The 20001-nt window shown below is 74.1% G+C and carries 18 protein-coding genes and 1 riboswitch; of the genes, 9 read left to right on the top strand and 9 right to left on the bottom strand.

Translation table 11 applies throughout. From position 1 onward, the window contains the following. The first annotated feature begins 38 nt into the window (after window positions 1-38). From cobBC to IEX42_RS00810, 3 genes are read left to right on the top strand one after another with little or no spacing between them, the layout of a single operon-like run. Window positions 39-2495 carry a bifunctional hydrogenobyrinic acid a,c-diamide synthase/histidinol phosphate aminotransferase CobBC gene (gene cobBC, locus IEX42_RS00820; RefSeq protein WP_188777346.1) on the top strand — a complete coding sequence of 819 codons (2457 nt, stop codon included), beginning with the start codon at window positions 39-41 and terminating at the stop codon, window positions 2493-2495. Beyond that, window positions 2492-3514 (top strand): nicotinate-nucleotide--dimethylbenzimidazole phosphoribosyltransferase, encoded by a 1023-nt coding sequence (gene cobT, locus IEX42_RS00815; RefSeq protein WP_188777344.1) that lies wholly within the window; start codon window positions 2492-2494, stop codon window positions 3512-3514. The genes cobBC and cobT overlap by 4 nt, the downstream gene beginning before the upstream one ends. Further along, window positions 3511-4359, top strand: coding sequence for an adenosylcobinamide-GDP ribazoletransferase (locus tag IEX42_RS00810; protein WP_188777341.1), 849 nt, complete (start codon window positions 3511-3513; stop codon window positions 4357-4359). Before cobT ends, IEX42_RS00810 begins: the two co-directional genes overlap by 4 nt. Before the next feature lie 10 nt (window positions 4360-4369). Here IEX42_RS00810 and IEX42_RS00805 read toward each other — a convergent pair whose 3' ends face one another. Beyond that, a complete protein-coding gene (locus IEX42_RS00805) occupies window positions 4370-4894 on the bottom strand; it encodes a bifunctional adenosylcobinamide kinase/adenosylcobinamide-phosphate guanylyltransferase (RefSeq protein WP_188777338.1) in 525 nt (174 codons plus the stop codon). Between the two features lie 26 nt (window positions 4895-4920). Here IEX42_RS00805 and IEX42_RS00800 point away from each other — a divergent pair, with 26 nt between their 5' ends. Beyond that, on the top strand, window positions 4921-5865 hold the full coding sequence (locus IEX42_RS00800) for a cobalamin biosynthesis protein (protein ID WP_188777336.1): 945 nt from the start codon (window positions 4921-4923) through the stop codon (window positions 5863-5865). On the opposite strand, the gene IEX42_RS00795 is transcribed toward IEX42_RS00800, so the two are convergent. Next, complete coding sequence (locus IEX42_RS00795) at window positions 5822-6556, bottom strand: cobalt-precorrin-6A reductase (protein WP_188777334.1); 735 nt, start codon at window positions 6554-6556, stop codon at window positions 5822-5824. The two genes, IEX42_RS00800 and IEX42_RS00795, sit on opposite strands and share 44 nt — an antisense overlap. Before the next feature lie 18 nt (window positions 6557-6574). After that, the gene (locus IEX42_RS00790) at window positions 6575-8050 is read right to left on the bottom strand and encodes a cobyric acid synthase (protein WP_188777332.1); all 1476 of its coding nucleotides are present in this window, start codon (window positions 8048-8050) and stop codon (window positions 6575-6577) included. Window positions 8051-8094: 44 nt separating this feature from the next. Here IEX42_RS00790 and IEX42_RS00785 point away from each other — a divergent pair, with 44 nt between their 5' ends. Next, window positions 8095-8871 (top strand): enoyl-CoA hydratase, encoded by a 777-nt coding sequence (locus IEX42_RS00785; RefSeq protein ID WP_188777331.1) that lies wholly within the window; start codon window positions 8095-8097, stop codon window positions 8869-8871. A 16-nt stretch (window positions 8872-8887) separates the two neighbouring features. Here IEX42_RS00785 and IEX42_RS00780 read toward each other — a convergent pair whose 3' ends face one another. The 3 genes from IEX42_RS00780 to cobN form a co-directional block, all read right to left on the bottom strand. Continuing rightward, on the bottom strand, window positions 8888-9382 hold the full coding sequence (locus IEX42_RS00780) for a MarR family winged helix-turn-helix transcriptional regulator (RefSeq protein ID WP_188777328.1): 495 nt from the start codon (window positions 9380-9382) through the stop codon (window positions 8888-8890). A 2-nt stretch (window positions 9383-9384) separates the two neighbouring features. Continuing rightward, a complete protein-coding gene (gene cobF, locus IEX42_RS00775; RefSeq protein WP_188777327.1) occupies window positions 9385-10176 on the bottom strand; it encodes a precorrin-6A synthase (deacetylating) in 792 nt (263 codons plus the stop codon). Between the two features lie 61 nt (window positions 10177-10237). Then, window positions 10238-13942: a cobaltochelatase subunit CobN gene (gene cobN, locus IEX42_RS00770; protein ID WP_188777325.1), complete on the bottom strand. Its 3705-nt coding sequence runs from the start codon at window positions 13940-13942 to the stop codon at window positions 10238-10240. A 53-nt stretch (window positions 13943-13995) separates the two neighbouring features. Then, window positions 13996-14068, bottom strand: a riboswitch (cobalamin riboswitch). A gap of 473 nt (window positions 14069-14541) precedes the next feature. Between cobN and IEX42_RS00765 the strand changes: the two genes are divergently transcribed. Genes IEX42_RS00765 through IEX42_RS00750 form a run of 4 tightly spaced genes read left to right on the top strand, consistent with a single transcriptional unit; the run spans window position 14542 to window position 17317 of the window. After that, on the top strand, window positions 14542-15057 hold the full coding sequence (locus IEX42_RS00765; protein WP_188777323.1) for an OsmC family protein: 516 nt from the start codon (window positions 14542-14544) through the stop codon (window positions 15055-15057). A gap of 10 nt (window positions 15058-15067) precedes the next feature. Then, the gene (locus tag IEX42_RS00760; protein WP_188777321.1) at window positions 15068-15553 is read left to right on the top strand and encodes a flavodoxin family protein; all 486 of its coding nucleotides are present in this window, start codon (window positions 15068-15070) and stop codon (window positions 15551-15553) included. A gap of 39 nt (window positions 15554-15592) precedes the next feature. Then, the gene (locus IEX42_RS00755; protein WP_188777319.1) at window positions 15593-16444 is read left to right on the top strand and encodes a septum formation family protein; all 852 of its coding nucleotides are present in this window, start codon (window positions 15593-15595) and stop codon (window positions 16442-16444) included. Between the two features lie 9 nt (window positions 16445-16453). After that, window positions 16454-17317 (top strand): septum formation family protein, encoded by an 864-nt coding sequence (locus IEX42_RS00750; protein WP_188777317.1) that lies wholly within the window; start codon window positions 16454-16456, stop codon window positions 17315-17317. A gap of 7 nt (window positions 17318-17324) precedes the next feature. On the opposite strand, the gene era is transcribed toward IEX42_RS00750, so the two are convergent. From era to IEX42_RS00735, 3 genes are read right to left on the bottom strand one after another with little or no spacing between them, the layout of a single operon-like run. After that, the gene (gene era / locus IEX42_RS00745) at window positions 17325-18245 is read right to left on the bottom strand and encodes a GTPase Era (RefSeq protein WP_188777315.1); all 921 of its coding nucleotides are present in this window, start codon (window positions 18243-18245) and stop codon (window positions 17325-17327) included. Next, entirely contained in the window at window positions 18242-18976 is a 735-nt protein-coding gene (locus IEX42_RS00740) for a siderophore-interacting protein (RefSeq protein ID WP_188777313.1), read from the bottom strand. Before IEX42_RS00740 ends, era begins: the two co-directional genes overlap by 4 nt. Further along, the gene (locus IEX42_RS00735) at window positions 18969-19994 is read right to left on the bottom strand and encodes a glycoside hydrolase family 43 protein (RefSeq protein ID WP_188777311.1); all 1026 of its coding nucleotides are present in this window, start codon (window positions 19992-19994) and stop codon (window positions 18969-18971) included. Before IEX42_RS00735 ends, IEX42_RS00740 begins: the two co-directional genes overlap by 8 nt. Window positions 19995-20001 lie beyond the last annotated feature (7 nt).

The following is a 20001-nucleotide window of genomic DNA, read 5'->3' as shown; positions in this document are numbered from 1 at the left end:
CGGCGCGCATCGTGCGACAGCACCGGCGTGGCGCTCTCGTGACCACGCTCCCCCGGCTCGTCGTGGCCGCGCCCTCCACCGGGTCCGGCAAGACGACCGTCGCGACCGGCCTGATGGCCGCGCTGACCCGCGCCGGTCACGTCGTGAGCGGGCACAAGGTCGGCCCGGACTACATCGACCCCGGATACCACGCGCTGGCCTGCGGACGCTCCGGCCGCAACCTCGACCCGCACCTCGTCGGCGAGGACCGGATCGCCCCGCTGCTGCTGCACGGGGCGCACACGCCGACCCCGGCCGACGTCGCGGTCGTCGAGGGCGTGATGGGGCTGTACGACGGCCGGGTCGGCGGTGCCGGCTTCTCCTCGACCGCGCACGTGGCGCACCTGACGGCCAGCCCCGTGCTGCTGGTCGTGGACGTGTCGCGGTCCTCGCGGTCGGTGGGGGCGGTGGCGCACGGCATGGCGTCGTACCCGGGGGCCCCGAGGATCGGCGGCGTCGTGCTCAACCAGGTCGGCTCGCCCCGGCTGGAGGCGGAGGTGCGTACCGCGATCGAGACGGCCGGGCTCCCCGTGCTCGGCGTGCTCCCGCGTGATGAGGCGTTCTCGACCCCGAGCCGCCACCTGGGCCTCGTCCCGGCCGCCGAGCGCGAGGAGGCCGCGCACGCCCTCGACCACCTCGCCGCAGCGGTCGCCGAGCACGTCGACCTCGACGCCGTGCTCGCCCTGGCACGCTCGGCCCCGGACCTCGACGTCCAGCCGTGGGACCCGACCGTCGAGGTGGCGCCGACGGGGACGGAGCGTCCCGTGGTCGCGGTGGCCGGGGGGCGCGCGTTCACCTTCCGCTACGCCGAGACCGAGGAGCTGCTCGAGGCTGCCGGGTGTCGTGTGGTCACCTTCGACCCGACCACCGACCGTTCTCTGCCGGAGGGCACGCGCGGGATCTACCTCGGCGGCGGGTTCCCCGAGGTGCACGCGTCCGCGCTGGCCGACAACCGGGCGCTGCTGGGCGAGCTCCGCGCCGCCGTCGCGGCCGGCGTCCCCACCGTCGCCGAGTGCGCCGGTCTGCTCTACCTCGCCGACACCCTCGACGGCACGGCGATGGTGGGAGCGCTGCGGGCCGAAGCGGCGATGACCGGACGGCTGACGCTGCGCTACCCCGAGGCGACGGCGAGCGGCGACTCGATGCTGGGTCGCAGCGGCGAGACCGTCACCGGCCACGAGTTCCACCGCACGCACACCGAGCCGGTGGCGGGGACCTCTAGCGACCTCGGTCCGGCGTGGCGCATCGACGGCGCCGACGTCGGCTTCGCCGGACCCGCGCTGCACGCGTCGTACCTCCACGTGCACTGGGCCGGGCACCCGCAGCTGGCCCAGCGCTTCGCCGACGCCGTCCATGCGCACCGGCCCGCACCCGAGCCCACGAGGCGTCGCGTGCACGCGACGCCTCGCGCAGCGGGCGACGCCTCGCGGACCACCGACGAACCACCGGCCGACCCGCTGCGGCACCACGGCGACGCGGAGGTGCGTGCGGCGGACGGCCCGGTGCTGGACCTCGCGGTCAACGTGCACCCCGGCCCCCGACCGCCGTGGCTCGAGGCGGCGCTGCGGACGAGCCTGGACGAGGTGGGCGCCTACCCGCACCCGGGCACCGCCGAGGCTGCGGTCGCCGCGCGCCACGGGCGGGAGCGCGACGAGGTGCTGGCCACCGCGGGCGCGGCGGAGGCGTTCGGGCTGATCGCGCGGCTGCGCGAGTGGCGGCGGCCGGTCGTCGTGCACCCGCAGTTCACCGAGCCGCACGCCGCGCTGCAGCAGGCGGGGCACGCCGTCACCGAGGCACGCCTGTCCGCGCCTTTCGTGCTCGACGACGACGCAGTCCCCGAGGACGCCGACCTCGTCGTCGTCGGCAACCCGACCAACCCGACCGGCGTGCTGCACCCGGCCGAGGCGATCACCGCGCTGCTGCGCCCCGGACGGCTGGTCGTCGTGGACGAGGCGTTCCTCGACGCCGTCCCCGGCGAGCGCGAGTCGCTGGCGGCGACGTCGTACGACGGGCTCGTCGTGCTCCGCAGCCTCACCAAGCTCTGGGGCATGCCCGGCGTACGTGCCGGGTACGCCCTCGGCCAGTCCGCCGTGGTGGACGCGCTGCGACGCGAGCAGACCCCGTGGTCGGTCTCCGCGCAGGCGTGCGCGGCGCTGGTCGCGACCACCAGCGAGGCGGCGCGGACCGAGGCACACCGCCGCGCCCAGCAGATCGCGCGTTGGCGCGCGTACCTGGAGACCGGCCTGGCCGACCTCGGGCTCGGGCACGTGCCCAGCACGGCACCGTACGTCCTCGCCGAGCTCGGCGACGGCGTGCACGAACGCCTGCGCAGGGCGGGGATCGCCGTGCGCCGCTGCGACACCTTCCCCGGGCTCGGGCCCGCGTGGGTGCGGATCGCCGTCCGCCCCGAGACCACCACCGACCGCCTGCTGCACGCCCTCGAGGAGCTCCCATGAACCCACCCGACGTCCTGGTCGCCGCCGCCGCACGCGAGCGCCTCGCCGCGCTTGCGACCCCCGCCGGAGCACTCGGCCGGCTCGGTGAGCTGGCCGTGTGGGTCTCGGCCACCCTCGGCGAGTGCCCCCCGCCGCTGCTCGAGGACGTCCGGCTCGTGGTGTTCGCCGGCGACCACGGTGTCGCGGCGCACGGGGTGTCGGCGTACCCGGCCGCGATCACGCCCGCGATGGTGCGCACCTTCCTCACCGGACGCGGCGGCGTCTCGGCGCTGGCGCGCGCGCACGGCGTGAGCGTGCGCGTGCTCGACATCGCCGTCGACGACGACCTGGGCGGTGTCCCCGAGGAGGTCACCGCGCACAAGGTGCGGCGCGGCTCCGGCGCGATCCACCTCGAGGACGCCCTCACCGCCGAGGAGACCGCGCAGGCGCTGCGCGTGGGGTCCGAGGCCGCGTCCGCGGAGATCGCGGCCGGCGCGCAGCTGCTGATCTCCGGTGACATGGGGATCGGGAACACCACGCCGTCGGCCGCCCTCGTCGCCGCCGGTCTCGGCCTGCCCGCGACGGAGGTGGTCGGTCGCGGCACCGGTGTCGACGACGCCGGGCTGCGTCGCAAGATCGAGGTGCTCGACACGGCGCTGGCCCGCGCCGGGGCTCGTACCACCGACCCCGTGGACACCCTCACGGCGCTGGGCAGCGCCGATCTCGCGGCGACGACGGGCTACCTGCTCGCCGCGGCCGAGGCCGGCGTACCCGTCCTCCTCGACGGCCTGATCTCGGTCGCCTGTGCGCTCACCGCCGAGCGGATCGCCCCGGGGTCGGCCGCGTGGTACGCCGCCGGCCACCGCTCCACCGAGCCCGCCCAGTCGCTCGCGCTGGACAAGCTCGGCCTCGAGCCGCTGCTCGACCTCGACCTGCGCCTCGGCGAGGGCTCGGGCGCCGTCGCGGCCGTCCCGCTCGTGCGCAGCGCCGTCGCCCTGCTGCGCGACGTCGCGCTGCTCTCGGAGATCATGCCGACATGAGCAGTGCCGTCGACGGCCTGCGGCTCGCCGTGGGCACGCTCAGCGTCGTCCGCACCCGGCCGCCGGCGGTCGTCGACGCGCGTACGGCGCGCTGGGCCGCTGTCCTCGCTCCCGTCGCCGTCCTGCCCTTGGGGGTTGCCGCGGGACTGGTCGCGCTCGTCGGCGACGGCCTGGCACTGCCGAGCCTGGCGGTCGCGGTGCTGGTCGTGGCCACGCTGGCCCTCGGCACCCGGGCCTTCCACCTCGACGGGCTCTCCGACGTCGCCGACGGCCTGACCGCGTCGTACGACTCCGAGCGGTCGCTGGCGGTGATGAAGTCGGGCACCTCCGGGCCGGCCGGCACGGTCGCGCTGCTCGTCGTGCTGGGCCTGCAGGTCGCCGCTCTCGCCGCCCTGCTGACACCCACGTGGTCCGCCGCTGTGCTGGACGAGGCGGGCAACGACCTGCTGCCCGGGAACGACCCGCTCCTGGCGCCGATCGCGGTTGCCGTCCTGGTCTGCCTGTCACGCTGGTCGCTGCTGCTCACCTGCGTCGCCGGGCCGCCGGCCGCACGGAGCGACGGTCTCGGCACCCCGTTCGCCGGCTGCGTCCCCCGAACGTGGACGGCGCTCGGCGCGCTCGTGCTCGTGCTTCTCGCCGGCGCCTGCGCAGTGCTGACGGACGCCGGGTTCGTGCACGGTCTCGCTGCCGCCGTGGTCGCGCTCGTCGTCGTCGGCGCCCTGCTCGCGCGCTGCGTACGTCGCTTCGGTGGAACCACCGGCGACGTGCACGGTGCCGCGATCGAGGTGATGCTGGCGGTGCTGCTGCTGGGTCTCGTGCCGACGACCGTCTACTTCGCAGGCTGACGCGGTGCGCTCACAGCCGCAGTACGCGCCCGGCCACCACCAGGTGCACCTCGTCGCACACCTCGGCGAGACGCTGGTTGACGGTCCCGATCACGTCGGCGAACAGCCGGCCCGAGCGGTGCTCGGCCACGCCGCCGAGCCCGACCTCCTCGGACACCAGCACCACCGTTCCCGCCCGTGCGCGTACGCCTGCGACGAAGGGGTCGAGCAGCGCCATCACGTGCTCGAGCACCTGGCTGCCCGGAGCGTCCCACAGCCCCGCCTCGTCCACGACACCGGTGACCCAGGTGCCGAGCGAGTCGAGCAGCAGCGGCCCGTCCGACGGCACCGCGGCGAGGTCGCGGGTCTCGAGCGTCGCCCACGACGCCGGTCGCCGCAGCTGGTGCGCCGCGACCCGCGCCGCCCACTCGGGGTCGTGGTCGGGGTCGGGGACGTCGCCGGGAGCGACGTAGGTGACGTTCTCCTCGCCGTCCAGCAGCCCCTCCGCGTGCGCGGACTTGCCCGAGCGCACGCCCCCGGTCACCAGCACCTTCACCCGGCCATCCTCCCCCGGCGGCGGCCGTGACGCGCACCGGCCGTCGAGCCGGCAGCAGTCGAGCGGTCGGTCTCGTACTGGGGTACGCCGCCGACCGCGCGCTCGGCGACCCGCGGCGCCGGCACCCGGTCGCCGGGTTCGGGCAGGCGGCGGGGCGGCTGGAGCGGTGGACGTACGCCGACGACCGCGTGCACGGTGCGGCCCACGTCGCCGTCCTCGTCGGAGCGGCGGTCGCGCTCGGGCTGCCCGCCGAGCGGGTACGACCGACCGTGCACGCGGCGCTGACGGCCGCGGCGACGTGGGCCGTGCTCGGAGGGACGACGCTCTCCCGCGAGGCCGACGCCGTCGACACACTGCTGCGCGACGAGGACCTGGACGGTGCACGGCAGCGGCTCACCCACCTCGTCGGGCGAGACCCGAGCGAGCTCGGCCCCGGCGAGATCGCCCGTGCCGTCGTCGAGTCGGTCGCGGAGAACACCTCCGACGCGGTCGTCGCCCCGCTGGTCTGGGGCGCGATCGGGGGCGTACCCGGCCTCCTCGGCTACCGCGCCGCGAACACCCTCGACGCCATGGTCGGGCACCGGACGCCACGGCTGGAGCGGTTCGGCTGGGCCGCCGCGCGGCTCGACGACGTCCTCAACCTCCCCGGCTCGCGGTTGAGCGCCGTCCTGGCCGTGTTGCTCGGCCCGGACCACGCCGGCGCGTGTCGCGCGTGGCACCGCGACGCGCGCGCCCACCCGAGCCCGAACGCCGGACCCGTCGAGGCGGCCTTCGCCGGCGCGCTCGGGGTGCGGCTGGGCGGCACCAACGTGTACGCCGGCCGGACCGAGCACCGCGCCGTCCTCGGCGACGGGCGTCCCGTGGAGGCGCGAGACATCGTCCGTGCACGCACCCTCGCCGACCGCGTCGGTCTCGGTGCGGTCGTGCTCAGCGCGCTCGCAGCCGGTCGAGCACGTCGGCGACCTCGCTGACGGTCCGTACCCCTGCCGGCGCCTCGGGACGTCGTACGACGACGACCGGGAGGTCCAGTGCGGCGGCGGCGTCCAGCTTCGCGCGAGTCAGGTCCCCACCCGAGTCCTTGGTGACCAGGACGTCGGCACGGTGCTCCTCGAGCAGCGCCCGCTCACCGTCGACGGTGTACGGGCCGCGCGCGAGCAGCAGCTCCCACGCCGGCGGCAGGGTGACCTCGGGCGGGTCCACGGCGCGTACGAGCACCGCGGCCGCGGCCAGCGGGCCGACGAAGTCCACCAGCGACTGGCGACCCACGGTCAGGAACGGTCGCTCGCCCAGCGTCAGCGCCGTCTCCGCTGCGGCGGAGTGGTCGTCGACCCAGTGCCACCCGTCCGCGCCCGGCTCCCCCGACCAGCCCGGCCGCTGCAGCCGCAGCAGCGGGACACCCTCGGCGGCGCAGGCCAGCGCCGCGTGCGCGCTGATCGTCGCCGCGAAGGGGTGCGTCGCGTCGACGACCGCTTCGGGGCGGTGCGCGCGCAGCCAGTCCTGCAGGCCCGCGACGCCACCGAACCCTCCGACGCGCACCTCCCCCTCGGGCAGCCGGGGCCGAGCGACCCGGCCGGCGAGGGACGACAGCACGGGCGTCCCCGAGGACACCAGCGCCGCGGCCAGCGCTCGCGCCTCCCCGGTCCCACCGAGCACGAGGATCACGGCCCCGTCACCGGCCCTTCACCGACGCAGCACCCCGTCGAGCACCGGGAGCGACGACACGCCCGTCCGTACGAGCGACAGCAGCGCGTCGAGGTCGAGGCACTCCTCGGCGAGGTCACCGAGCGCGTCGAGGCGTGCCTCCCGTGCGGCGGGGAACGAGACCCCCGAGGCCGCTCGGTCCGGCAGCAGCTCGGCCAGCAACGCACCGCGCAGCGCGTCGCCCTCGAGCGCGCCGTGCCACATCGTGCCCAAGACCGATCCGCTGCGGGCACCGCCGAGGAACTCCTCACCGCTTCCGCGGCTGACTCGGCCGTGGTGGATCTCGTACCCTGAGGCCGGCACCCCGAGCGCATCGCCGGTGGGCAGCCGGAGGACCTTCTCCTCGGCGAAGTCGGTGGCCACGTCCAGGAGCCCGAGTCCGTCGACCTCCGCCCCGCCCGCCCCCTCCACGCCGAGCGGGTCGCGCACCACGCGTCCGAGCATCTGGAAGCCACCGCAGATCCCCAGCACCGGGCGTCCGGCGGCCGCGTGGTCGAGCAGCGCTCGGTCCAGCCCGCGCTCGCGCAGCCAGGCCAGGTCCGCGATGGTCGCGCGCGTACCCGGCAGCACCACCAGCGCCGCGTCGCCGAGGTCCCGCGGGTCCGAGACGAACACGACGTCGAGGTCCGGCTCGAGACCGAGCGCGTCGACGTCGGTGAAGTTGCTGATCCGCGGCAGGCGTACGACGGCCACCCTGCGGCGGGTGCCGGAGGACCGGCGTCCGGCCAGGTCCAGCGCATCCTCGGAGTCGAGCCACACGTCGGGGCGCCAGGGCAGCACGCCGTACGTCGGCCGGCCCGTGCGCACCGTGAGCTCGTCGAGGCCCGGCCGGAGCAGCGACACGTCGCCCCGGAACTTGTTGACGACGAAGCCCGCCACCAGCCGCTGGTCCTCGACGGAGAGCAGGGCGAGCGTCCCCAGGAACGCCGCGAACACGCCGCCCCGGTCGATGTCGCCGACGACCACGGTCGGCAGGTCCGCGTGCCGGGCCAGGCCCATGTTGACGTAGTCCCCCGCGCGCAGGTTGATCTCCGCCGGACTCCCCGCGCCCTCGGCGACCACCAGCTCGTGCCGGGCGGACAGGTCGTCGAAGGCGTCGTACGCCGCCCGCGCCAGGTGCGCCCGCCCGTCCACGAAGTCGCGGGAGGAGATCGTGCCGGCCGGCCGGCCCATGACCACCACGTGGCTGCGAGACTCGCCGCCGGGCTTGAGCAGCACCGGGTTCATCGTCGGCTCCGGCTCGACCTGCGCCGCACGGGCCTGGACCCACTGCGCGCGACCGATCTCGGCGCCCGCACCGTCCGCGCCGACGCACACCATCGAGTTGTTGGACATGTTCTGCGCCTTGTACGGCGCCACGTCGATCCCGCGGCGGGCGAACGCCCGGCACAGCGCCGTCACGACCAGCGACTTGCCCGCGTCGGAGGTCGTCCCGGCGACCAGCAGCCCGCTCACGAGCGGCACGCTACCGGCCCGCACCCGTGTGGTTGGGTGTCGACATGAGCGACTACACCACCATCAAGGTCAGCACCGACGGCCGCGTCGGCACCATCACGCTGAACCGCCCCGAGGCGCTCAACGCGCTCAACCTGACCCTGATGGGCGAGGTCGTCGCGGCGATGGAGGCCTTCGACGCCGACACGGGCATCGGCGCGATCGTGCTCACCGGCTCGGCGAAGGCGTTCGCCGCCGGCGCCGACATCAAGGAGATGTCGGCCAAGTCGCACGCCGACGTCGTCAACGAGGACATGATCTCGCACTGGGACCGGCTGATCGGTGTCCGTACACCCAAGGTCGCAGCCGTCTCGGGGTACGCCCTCGGCGGTGGCTGCGAGCTGGCCATGATGTGCGACCTGGTCGTCGCCGCCGAGTCGGCGAAGTTCGGCCAGCCCGAGACCAACCTCGGCATCATCCCCGGTCTGGGCGGCACCCAGCGTCTGACCCGCGCGGTCGGCAAGGCCGTGGCGATGGACCTCGTGCTCACCGACCGGATGCTCTCCGCCGAGGAGGCAGCGTCGTACGGCCTCGTCTCGCGCGTGGTGCCGACCGACGACCTGCTCACCGCGGCGGCCGACGTCGCCGCCAAGATCGCCGCCAAGTCGCTGCCGGTCGTCTACGCCGCCAAGGAGTCCGTCGACCGCGCCTTCGAGACCACGCTGCGCGAGGGTCTGATGTTCGAGCGGCGCGCCTTCCACGCCTGCTTCGCCTTCGAGGACCGGGCCGAGGGCATGGCGGCGTTCGTCGAGAAGCGGAAGCCGGAGTTCAAGAACCGCTGATCTCCAGGGGTGGGCCTCAGCGGCCACGGTCCCCCTTGGACGTACGGAACCGCTCCAGCACCGCGACCAAGGTCTCCAGGTCACCCTCCTCCAGCCCGATGGCGGTGAACACCTCGGCGTTGAGGGCCACGGTCGCGTGCTCGACCAGCTCGCGACCGGCGGGCGTGATCTCCAGCAGCGCCGAGCGGCCGTCGTCGGGGTTGTCGAGGCGGCGTACGTGACCGTCGGCCACCGAGCGGGCGGCCAGCGACGTCAGCGACGTCGGGTGGACCTGGAGCAGGTCGCCGGCGCGGCCCATCGCCATCCGGCCCTCGTGCGCGAAGGCCAGCAGCCGCAGCAGCTCGAAGCGGGCGAACGTCAGCCCCATCGGCCGCAACGTGGCGTCGATGCCGGTGAGCATCAGCTGGTGGGCACGCATCACCGAGGTCACGGCGGTCATGCCGGGCGCGGCGGCACCCCACCCGTGAGCCTCCCACTGGCGGCGGGCCTCCGCGATCGGGTCGCGCGCCATCGCTATGCCTCCCCCGTCCGCCGCAGGCAGAACACGTCCATCACCCAGCCGGCCGACTCCTTCGCCCGCTCGCGAGCGGCGTCGACGGCGCCCAGGACGTCGCCCACCCGACCGGCCACCAGCTCCTCGCTTGCCGTGCCGAGGTTGGCGCCCCACCAGATCGACCAGTCCTCGAGACCGGCGAGGTCGATGGTGCGGTTGAGCATCACGACGAGGTTCTCCTGGCCAGCCTCGACGGCGTCGCGGAGCCGCCGACCCGTCGTCACGTGCAGCGCCTGCCCCACCTCGTGCAGCACGATCCCGTGCCGGGCGGCGAGCAGCTGGATCGAGGAGATCCCCGGGACGACCGCGACCGACGCGTCGACGTTGCCGCGCGCGAGCACGCGGCCCACCACCCGGATCGTGGAGTCGTAGAACGCCGGGTCGCCCCACACCAGGAAACCCGCGTCGCCGTCGTGCTCGAGCAGCGCGGCCTCGAACGCCTCCGCGCGCGCCTCGTGCCAGGAGGCGACGACGGCCTCGTACGCCTCGGGGCTCGCGGTCCGGTCCGGCCGGCGCTCGCGCTCGGGGTCCTCGACGCGTACGACGACGGGCTCGCGGTCCAGGTGCCGGTCCAGCAGCCGCTCGCGCGCGTTGACCAGCGGGTCCGGCATCCCACCGCGCGGGGACTTGTCCGACACGACGAAGAAGTCGACCGAGCGCAGCGCCGCGACCGCCTCGAGCGTCACCTGGTCGGGATCACCGGGACCGACCCCGATCAGCAGGATCCGGCGTCCGGGGCCTTCGGACGTCATACGACCTGGTCGTCCTGGCGACCACGTCGTACGACGTTCCGAGCCGGGGCGCGGCGAGGGCTCACGAGCGGTCCTCGAGGTCGCCCTCGAGGTCGAGGTAGACCTCCTGCATCTGCGCCATGACCTCGGCGTCCGGGTCGGCCCACAGGCCGCGCTCGACGGCCTCGTTGAGCTTCTCGACGATCCCGCGCAGCGCCCACGGGTTCGAGGTGCGCATGAACTCCTGGTTGGTCTCGTCGAGGACGTACTCCTTGGCGAGGGTGTCGTACATCCAGTCGTGCACCACGCCCGTCGTGGCGTCGAAGCCGAACAGGTAGTCCACCGTCGCCGCGAGCTCGAAGGCGCCCTTGTAGCCGTGCTTCTGCATGGCGGAGATCCAGCGCGGGTTGACCACCCGGGCGCGGAAGACGCGGTTGGTCTCCTCCTGCAGCGTGCGGGTGCGCACGTTGTCCGGCGAGCGGGAGTCGCCGACGTACGCCTGCGGGTCGGCGCCGGTCAGCGCACGCACGGTGGCGACCATGCCGCCGTGGTACTGGTAGTAGTCGTCGGAGTCGGCGATGTCGGACTCGGCGATGTCGATGTTCTTCGCCGCGACCTTGATCCGCCGGTAGTTGGTCTGCATGTCCTCCGCGGCCGGGCGCCCGTCGAGGTCGCGTCCGTAGGCGAAGCCGCCCCACGCGGTGTAGACCTCCGCGAGGTCGTCGTCGGTGCGCCAGTCGCCGGACTCCATCACCTGCAGGATCCCCGCGCCGTACGAGCCCGGCTTGGAGCCGAAGATCCGCGTGGTCGAGCGCCGCTCGTCGCCGTGCTCGGCGAGGTCGCGCTGCGTGTGCGCGCGGACGTAGTTCCGGTCCTCGGGCTCCTCCAGCGCCGCGACCATGCGCACGGCGTCGTCCAGCATCGCCAGCACGTGGGGGAACGCGTCACGGAAGAAGCCGGAGATCCGCACCGTCACGTCGATGCGCGGACGGCCGAGCTCCTCCAGCGGGACGACCTCGAGGTCGTTCACGCGGCGCGAGGCCATGTCCCAGGCGGGGCGTACGCCGAGCAGCGCCAGCACCTCCGCCACGTCGTCGCCGGAGGTGCGCATGGCGCTCGTGCCCCACACCGACAGGCCCACGGACGACGGGTAGTCCCCGGTGTCGTCGAGGTAGCGCTGGACCAGCGAGTCGGCCATCGCCTGCCCGGTCTCCCACGCCAGCCGGCTCGGCACGGCGCGCGGGTCGACGGTGTAGAAGTTGCGCCCGGTCGGCAGCACGTTGACCAGGCCGCGCAGCGGTGAGCCCGACGGCCCAGCGGGGATGAACCCGCCGTCGAGGGCGTGCAGCACGGCGTCGAGCTCGTCGGTGGTCCGCGCGAGACGGGGTACGACGTGCTGCGCCGCGAAGCGCAGGCTCGCCTGGACCTCGGGTACGTCGCTCAGCGTCGCGGCCGTCTCGGGCGCCCAGCCGGCGTCCTCCATCGCCTGCACCAGCCCGCGGGCCTGCTCCTCGATCTCGTCGACGGCACCTGTCGACTCACTGCCCTCCTTGAGCCCCAGGGCCGTGCGCAGTCCCGGCACCGCGGCGGACTCCCCGCCCCACACCTGGGCCGCACGGAGCACCGCGAGCACGAGGTTGACCCGGGCCTCGCCGTCGGGCGCCTGCCCGAGCACGTGCAGGCCGTCGCGGATCTGGGCGTCCTTGATCTCGCACAGCCAGCCGTCGACGTGCAGCAGGAAGTCGTCGAACTCCTCGTCCTCGGGGCGCTCCTCCAGGCCGAGGTCGCGGTGCATCTCCGCGGCGTGCATCAGCGTCCAGATCTCCTGGCGGATCGCCGGCAGCTTCGCGGGGTCCATCGCCGCGATGTTGGCGTGCTCGTCGAGGAGCTGCTCGAGCTTGGCGATGTCGCCGTACGTCTCCGCGCGGGCCATCGGCGGCACCAGGTGGTCCACGATCGTCGCGTGCGCACGGCGCTTGGCCTGCGCACCCTCACCGGGGTCGTTGACCAGGAACGGGTAGATCAGCGGCAGGTCCATGATCGCCTGGTCGGTGGCGCACTCGGCGGACAGCGCGGCGTTCTTGCCCGGCAGCCACTCCATCGAGCCGTGCTTGCCGAGGTGGACGACGGCGTCGGCGCCGAAGCCGTACTTCAGCCAGCGGTACGCCGCCAGGTAGTGGTGGCTCGGCGCCATGTCCGGGTCGTGGTAGATCGCGACCGGGTTCTCGCCGAAGCCGCGCGGCGGCTGGATCAGCAGCACCACGTTGCCGGCGGTGATGGTGGCCAGCACGATCTCGTCGGCGTCGTTGACGAAGAGCTTGCCGGGCGCAGGCCCCCACGCCTCGACCACGTCCTCCATGAGCGGGACGGGCACGTCCGCGGTCCAGCGCTTGTAGTCGTGGGCGCTGACGCGCACGTGGGCGTCCGTGAGCTGGCCCTGGGTCAGCCACTCCTCGTCCTGGCCGCCGGCGTCGATGAGTGCGTGGATCAGCGTGTCGCCGGCCACGGTGTCGTCCTCGACGTCGAGGCCCGGGATCGCGCCGTCCGGGCCGAGGTCGTAGCCGGCCTCGCGCATCCGGCGCAGCAGCCGGATCGTCGAGACCGGGGTGTCCAGGCCGACGGCGTTGCCGATCCGGCTGTGCTTGGTGGGGTACGCCGACAGCATCAGCGCGACCTTGCGGTCCTTCGTGGGGATGCTCCGCAGCCGGGCGTGGTTGACCGCGATGCCCGCGACCCGGTCGCAGCGCTCGGCGTCGGCGACGTAGTGGGGCAGCCCGTCCTCGTCGATCTCCTTGAAGCTGAACGGCACGGTGATGATCCGGCCGTCGAACTCCGGGATCGCGATCTGGTTGGCCGAGTCCATCGGGGTCACCCCGTCGTCCGAGGCCTCCCACTCGGCGCGGCTGCTGGTGAGGCACAGGCCCTGCACGATGGGGATGTCGAGGGCCGCCATCCGCTCGACGTCCCACGCCTCGTCGTCGCCGCCCGCGCTGGCGCCGGCGGGCGTCGTACCCCCGGCGGCGAGGACGGTGACCACCAGCGCGTCCAGCCGCGCGAGCTCGTCGTACAGGTCGTCGGGGGCGCTGCGCAGGCTCGAGGAGAAGATCGGTACGCCGACCGCGCGCCCGGTGCGGTCGATCGCGTCGCACAGGTCGTGGGCGAAGCGGTCGTTCCCGCTCATCTGGTGGGCGCGGTAGAACAGCACGCCGACGCGCGGGAGGTCGCCGTCAGTGGTCGAGGCCGACTCAGCGCTCGCTGCGCTGTCGGGGCTCGCGCCCTGGTAGGTGGTCGAGCCCTGGTAGGTGGTCGAGCCCGACCGAGCGTTAGCGAGGGAGGACGTCGAGACCTCCGGCCGCTCCACCACACCCCACGCCGGCACCTGCGCCGGGGGCTCGAAGCCCTCACCCGTCAGCAGCACCGTGTCGGAGAGGAAGGCGTGCAGCTGGGCGAGGTTCGCCGGACCGCCCTCGGCGAGGTAGCGGTGCGCCTCGGTGGCGACGCCGGTCGGCACGCTGGACATCTCCATCAGCGCCGCGTCCGGCTGCTGCTCGCCGCCGAGCACGACCATCGGCATCCCGGTGTCCTTGATCCTCGCGAACCCGCTGCACAGGTCCTGCGGGGAGCCGAGGATCCGCCCGACGACGAGGTCGGCCCCCTCGATCGTGGCGGCCATCGACTGGTGCCCCGGCCGTGCCGGGTTGGCCCACACGTAGTCGGCGCCCTGCTCGCGCGCAGCGCGCGCCGAGAGCAGGTCGGTGTCGGAGGTGGAGAGCAGGGCGATGCGCATGGTGTCCTCCGGGGGTTCGCGCCCCCTTGGTCGAAGTGAGGTACGCGCACGCGCGGTGTCTGGCTCGGGCCGGTCGTGCTGGCCCTCACAGTGGCGGAACCGCCCCGGACTCGCGCCGGGTTCCCGCGTCGTACGCCGGTCCGGCCGAGCCTAGTCGAGCCGCCGGGCACGGGGCGCCCGCGCCCGCTGGGGGCCGCTCGAGCGCAGATACCAGGCGGTCGAGCCCGATGCGAGCGCAGCGAGCGAGGCCTGTCCTGAGCAGCGAGCGAAGCGAGCGCGTCGAAGGGACGTCGAGACCACCTTCACCTCCCCAACGCCGGCGACCCTCGCGCCGCCAGGTCGTCCGGGGTGATCGGGAGGATCTCGATGTCGTCAGCGAGGTGCACGGGCTCGATCAGCGCACCGATGAGGGGCTGTCCGCCTCGGAGGCGGAGGCGTGCGCCGAGCTCCACGCCCTCGGGGACGGCGTCCAGCCGGTGTGGGCGCGCTCCCTCGCAGACCGATCTTGCGAGGCGAGCTGCACGACGAGGCTCGCGCGGGCCGGTGAGCCCTCTTTCCGGAGAGTGGTGGCTCACCCACCGCTGAGACAGCATGGGCCCATGGACGCCACCCAGCTCCGCGCGATGCAGAAGCCGCTCAAGTCCAGGTACGCCGAGGACCCCGGCGCCGCGAACGTCCCGCTCAAGGCGGTCGCCCGGCTCGAGGGTGACGGGATCGTCTGTCAGGTCGACACCTGGGCGGGTACGACGCGCGCCGGCCTGCACACCTCGACCGGCGGCGACGGCTCCGACGCCTGCTCCGGCGACATGCTGCTGGAGGCGATCGCCGGGTGCGCGGGCGTGACCCTGCGCAGCGTCGCCACGGCGATGCGCGTCGAGCTCCGCGAGGCGCGTGTCGAGGTCGAGGGCCACTTCGACGCCCGCGGCACGCTCGGCCTCAGCAAGGAGATCCCCGTCGGGCTGACCGACGTGACGATGACGTTCGTCGTCGACACCGACGCAGACGACAAGACGGTCGAGCGGCTCTGCGAGCTGGCGGAGCGGTACTGCGTCGTCGCGCAGACCCTGCGTACCCCGCCCGAGGTGACCGTCGCGCACCGGCGGGAGACGCCCTAGCCTCGGGCTCATGGCTCGTCTGCTGATCGTCCACCACTCCCCCACCCCGACCGTCCGGTCGCTGACCGACGCGGTGGTGGCCGGCGCGAACGACGACGCCATCGAGGGGGTCGAGGTCGTGGTCGAGGAGGCGCTGGAGGCCACCGCGGACGACGTGCTCGCCGCCGACGGCTACCTGCTCGGCACCACCGCCAACTTCGGCTACATGTCCGGCGCGCTCAAGCACTTCTTCGACTCGATTTTCCTCGAGGCCGGCGGGGCGCTGAGCGACGACGGCTCGGCGGCCGACGGCGCGGGCGCGCCGAAGCCGTACGCCCTGTGGGTCCACGGCAGGTACGACACCGAGGGTGCCGTCCGCTCCGTGACCTCGATCGTGCAGGCGCTGGCGTGGAAGCAGTCCGCGGAGGTGCTCTCGGTGCTCGGTGACGTGGGCGACGCCGAGCGTGAGGCGGCGTACGAGCTCGGCGGCACGCTCGCGGCGCTGCTGATGGACTGACGGCCGGACCTACCGGTCGGCCGATAGCCTGGCGCCGCCATGTCCTCCTCCCCTGCCAGCGCCGCCAGCCTGATCGCGACCACACTCGCGCTCACGGTGCTGCTCGGCGCCTGCGCGGACGGCGGGGACGACGACCGGATCGGCGAGCGCAGCGCGGGCACGGCGGCGCCGAAGGCCGGCGAGTGCCGCGACCTCACGGCGGAGGATCTCGCGCAGAGCTCCGACGACACCCCCGTCGTCGCGTGCGAGGAGGTGCACACGGCGCAGACGTTCGCGGTCGGCGAGTTCCCGGACGCCGTCGCCGCCGCGGGCTACGACGCGAGGGTCCTCGGCAGGTACATGTACGACACCTGCGGGACGGCGTACCTCCGCTTCCTCGGTGGCGACGACTCGGCCGCGCTGCGCTCGCTGTTCGGCTGGGCCTGGTTCCGGCCCTCGCCGAGCGACTGGAAGGCGGGCAAGCGCTGGTACCGCTGCGACCTCGTCGGCGGCCCCGGCGTGGCCGCCGGCGCCGACTCCGGCGCGAAGGCCGAGCTGACCGCGCTCCCCACGACCGCACGCGGCTACCTGGCCGGGGACCCGACCACGTCGCCGCACCAGGAGTGGACGCTGTGCGCTCGCGGGACCACGTTCAAGGGCTCCGCCAAGGTGCCCTGCTCGACCGACCACGACTGGCGGGCGGTGACCACGATCAAGCTCGGTGGTCCCCGGGACCGCTGGATCGGTGAGCGCCTCGCCCAGGTCCGGAGCAGTGAGTACTGCTCGGACTCCGTGCGCGCCTACCTGAAGTACCCGGTCGAGGACTTCGACTACGCCACCACGGTCCTCGGGCAGGCCGAGTGGCAGACCGGCAACCGGCGCTCAGTGTGCTGGGCGCGCACCACGACCTGAGGACCCCCCATGAGCCTCCTCCGTACGAAGGCCGGCACCGTGCTGGCCGCCGCGACCCTGCTCGGCGCGACCGCCTGCGCGGGCTCGACCTCCGACGCCGACGTCGCGACCACCCGAGCCCCGTCCTCGGCGGACACCAGCGCGTCCTCGGCGGCCCCGTCCGCGAGCGCGTCCTCGAGCACGCCGCCACGGACGCCCCGGGTCGGCGAGTGCTACCGGATGGACTACGGCGACGCCACGGCCGCGGTCTCCGACGACCAGCCGGTCGACTGCAGTCAGCCGCACACCACCCAGACGGCGTACGTCGGCACCATCGACCCGTACCAGGACGGGCACCTGCTGGCCGTCGACTCCGACCGGGTGCAGCAGCGGATCGCCCAGGCCTGCCCGGCGAAGGTGGACGCGTACGTCGGCGGCGACACCGAGCAGCGCCGGCTCAGCCGGGTCCGCGCGATCTGGTTCAGCCCGACGCTGCAGCAGTCGGACGCCGGCGCGAGCTGGTACCGCTGCGACGCCGTGGCCGTACGCTCCGAGGACACCCTGGCGTCGCTCCCGACCCGGATGAAGGACGCGCTGGGCACGCCTCGTGGCGACAAGCTGGCCACCTGCGGCACGGCGGCGCCGGACAAGCCGGCCTTCAAGCGCGTCACCTGCGACCAGAAGCACACCTGGGAGGCGATCTCCAGCGTGGACCTGCCCGAGGACGCCGCCTACCTCGGCAAGGCGGCGGGCAAGGACGCCGACGCCCGCTGCAAGGACGAGGCGGCCGACCGGGCCGACGACCCGTTGAGCTTCACCTGGTCCTTCCAGTGGCCCACCAAGGAGGACTGGCAGTCCGGCCAGCGCTGGGGCCTGTGCTGGGTGCCGAGCTGACCTCCGCTCAGAAGCCCAGGCGTCGCAGCTGCTTGGGGTTGCGCTGCCAGTCCTTGGCGACCTTCACCCGCAGCTCCAGGTAGGCCGGGGTGCCCAGCATCGCCTCGATCTGGCGGCGGGCGTCCGCACCGACCTGCTTGAGACGGGCGCCCTTGCGGCCGATGACGATCCCCTTCTGGGAGTCGCGCTCGACGTAGACGATCGCGTGGATGTCCAGCAGCGGCTTGTCCTCGGGCCGGTCCTCGCGCAGCCCCATCTCCTCCACGACGACGGCGATCGAGTGCGGCAGCTCGTCGCGCACGCCCTCCAGCGCCGCCTCACGGACCAGCTCGGCCACGATCGACTCCTCGGGCGCGTCGGTGAGCTCGCCGTCGGGGTAGAACGCCGGCCCCGGCGGCATCCGCTGGGCGAGCAGGTCGGTGAGCAGGTCGACCTGGTCGCCGGAGGTCGCCGAGACCGGCACGATCTCCGCCCAGTCGGTGCCGGTCTCGCGGCCCAGCTCGGCGATGTCCAGCAGGTGCTCGGCGACCCGCTGCGGGTCGGCGAGGTCGGTCTTGGTGGCCACGGCGAGCGTCGTCGTACGGCCCACCTTGGCCAGCTCGGCGACGAGGTACCTGTCCCCCGGGCCGATCTTCTGGTCGCAGGGGAAGCACACGGCGACGACGTCGACCTCCGCCCAGGTGGTGCGGACGAGGTCGTTGAGCCGCTCGCCGAGCAGGGTGCGCGGCCGGTGCAGGCCAGGGGTGTCGACGAGGATCAGCTGGACGTCCGGGCGGTGCACGATGCCGCGCACGGTCGTCCGCGTGGTCTGCGGCCGCGACGACGTGATCGCCACCTTCTGCCCCACGATCGCGTTGGTCAGCGTCGACTTGCCGGCGTTCGGGCGCCCGACGAAGCAGGCGAAGCCGGAGCGGAACTCAGGCGTCACTCGGGACTCCTCTCGTGCGCGGGACGCGGGTCGACCCGACGGGTCTGCCGTGCCCGCCCCTGCGACCAGTAGCCCATCACGTCGAAGCGGTCGGTGCCGAACCCGACGTCGCGGCGCAGGTGGCGCCGGATCTCGCGCATCTGCGCGGACTCCCCCGCCATCCAGAAGTAGCCCGGCCCCTCGGGCCAGTCGATGCCGGCCACCACCTCGGCCAGCGCGGACTCGTCCGGGCCCGGAGGCTCCAGCCAGGTGACGTCGGCGCGGGCCTCGTCCAGGTCCGGGTACGACTGCCGCGTCCCGGCCGGCACCTCGAGGAGGACCCGTGGGCGGCCCGGGAGGTCGGTGGTCTCCTCGACGACCCGGGCGATCGCCGGCAGCGCCGTCAGGTCGCCCACCAGCACCAGCCACCCGGCGTCCTCGGGCGCGGCGTACGAGCCCTTCGGCGCCGAGACGCCGACGTCCTGACCCACGCAGTCGGTCTGGGCCCACCGCGTCACGAGGCCCTCGGCGTGCACGACGACGTCCACCACGATCCGCCCTCCACGGGCGGCGCGGACGGTGTAGTAGCGGGTCTGGAACTGGTCGGGCAGCCGCAGCGCGACCCACTCGTCGAGCACGCCGGTCGAGGTCCACTCCTGCCTCGGCTCGAGGACGAGCCGCACCAGGTGGTCGCTGAGCACGGTCCGCTCGACGACCCGCGCCGGGACCGGCTCGCCCGGGCGCTCAGCCACGGTCGGTGACCCGCAGGCGGCCGTCCTCGCCGATCGCCAGCGTCGCGGTGTGCAGCCGCCGGCCGTACCGCGGGTAGCCGATCCGACCGGCGTCCCAGGCGGCGTACGCCATCATCAGCCGACCGTCGGGCCCCATCACCGGCGACGGGCCTCCGGGGCCCTCGACGCCGCCTCCGCTGGCCAGGAGCGGGCGGGTGCTCGGTCGCTCGCACGGGCCGGACGGCCCACGGCAGACGGCGTACCCGACGGCGTAGTCGGCGGCGCGGTACTCGTTGGCGGAGTAGAAGAGGTACGTCAGCCCGTTGACCCGGATCATCGCCGGGTTCTCGATGACGTTGCCCTCCCAGGACAGCTCGGTGTGCAGCAGCTCGGTCGCGCTGGAGCCGTCCGCGAAGCCGGTGCCCTCGGCGTCGAGCCGGCGCGACCAGAGCCGGGTCGGTGCGCGGCCGACGACGCCCTCGGTCTTCCACAGCAGGTACGGCGTGCGCCCGGCGACGTACACCTGCGGGTCGATCGCACCCTGGTCGGACGGGCAGACCAGCGGACCCGAGGAGCTGTCGGTGAAGGGGCCCGCGGCCGAGGAGGAGGTCGCGAGAGTGAGGCAGCGCTTGGGCTTCGAGCCGCCGGAGACGGGGACGGCGTACGCCGCGACGAAGTGGTCACGGACCCAGGCGACGTCCGGTGCCCACGTGCGCGACACGGTCCGCCCGCCGATCCGCACCGAGCGCGCCCACCCGACCGCGCGGGGCAGGGCGTCGCCGACCGCCGCCCAGGTCTTCAGGTCGGTGGACTTGACCGTCGGCAGGTTCAGGTTCGAGGTGTTCGTGGCGTACGCGTAGTAGGTGTTGCCCGCCCGGACCACCGACGGGTCCGGGAAGTCGCCGACGTAGCGCGCCCCGCTCACCTGCGGCACCCCGCCCGCTCCGACCGCGGGCTGCGACCCGGGCAGCACCACCAGCGCCGCCCCCGCCACGACGGTGGCGAGGGCGGCGAGCAGGCGGGAGCGGAGTGTGAGCACGGTGGGG

This window comes from Marmoricola endophyticus, from assembly GCF_014644415.1.
Lineage (GTDB): Bacteria > Actinomycetota > Actinomycetes > Propionibacteriales > Nocardioidaceae > Marmoricola > Marmoricola endophyticus.
Note: the sequence above shows the minus strand (reverse complement) of the source record. Positions and strands in the feature narration are given on the sequence as shown.

Coding starts and splice junctions, on each gene's coding strand:
- cobT (WP_188777344.1), top strand. CDS start 2,492: ATGAACCCACCCGACGTCCTGGTCGCCGCCGCCGCACGCGAGCGCCTC.
- IEX42_RS00810 (WP_188777341.1), top strand. CDS start 3,511: ATGAGCAGTGCCGTCGACGGCCTGCGGCTCGCCGTGGGCACGCTCAGC.
- IEX42_RS00785 (WP_188777331.1), top strand. CDS start 8,095: ATGAGCGACTACACCACCATCAAGGTCAGCACCGACGGCCGCGTCGGC.
- IEX42_RS00780 (WP_188777328.1), bottom strand. CDS start 9,382: ATGGCGCGCGACCCGATCGCGGAGGCCCGCCGCCAGTGGGAGGCTCAC.
- cobF (WP_188777327.1), bottom strand. CDS start 10,176: ATGACGTCCGAAGGCCCCGGACGCCGGATCCTGCTGATCGGGGTCGGT.
- cobN (WP_188777325.1), bottom strand. CDS start 13,942: ATGCGCATCGCCCTGCTCTCCACCTCCGACACCGACCTGCTCTCGGCG.
- IEX42_RS00765 (WP_188777323.1), top strand. CDS start 14,542: ATGGACGCCACCCAGCTCCGCGCGATGCAGAAGCCGCTCAAGTCCAGG.
- IEX42_RS00760 (WP_188777321.1), top strand. CDS start 15,068: ATGGCTCGTCTGCTGATCGTCCACCACTCCCCCACCCCGACCGTCCGG.
- IEX42_RS00755 (WP_188777319.1), top strand. CDS start 15,593: ATGTCCTCCTCCCCTGCCAGCGCCGCCAGCCTGATCGCGACCACACTC.
- IEX42_RS00750 (WP_188777317.1), top strand. CDS start 16,454: ATGAGCCTCCTCCGTACGAAGGCCGGCACCGTGCTGGCCGCCGCGACC.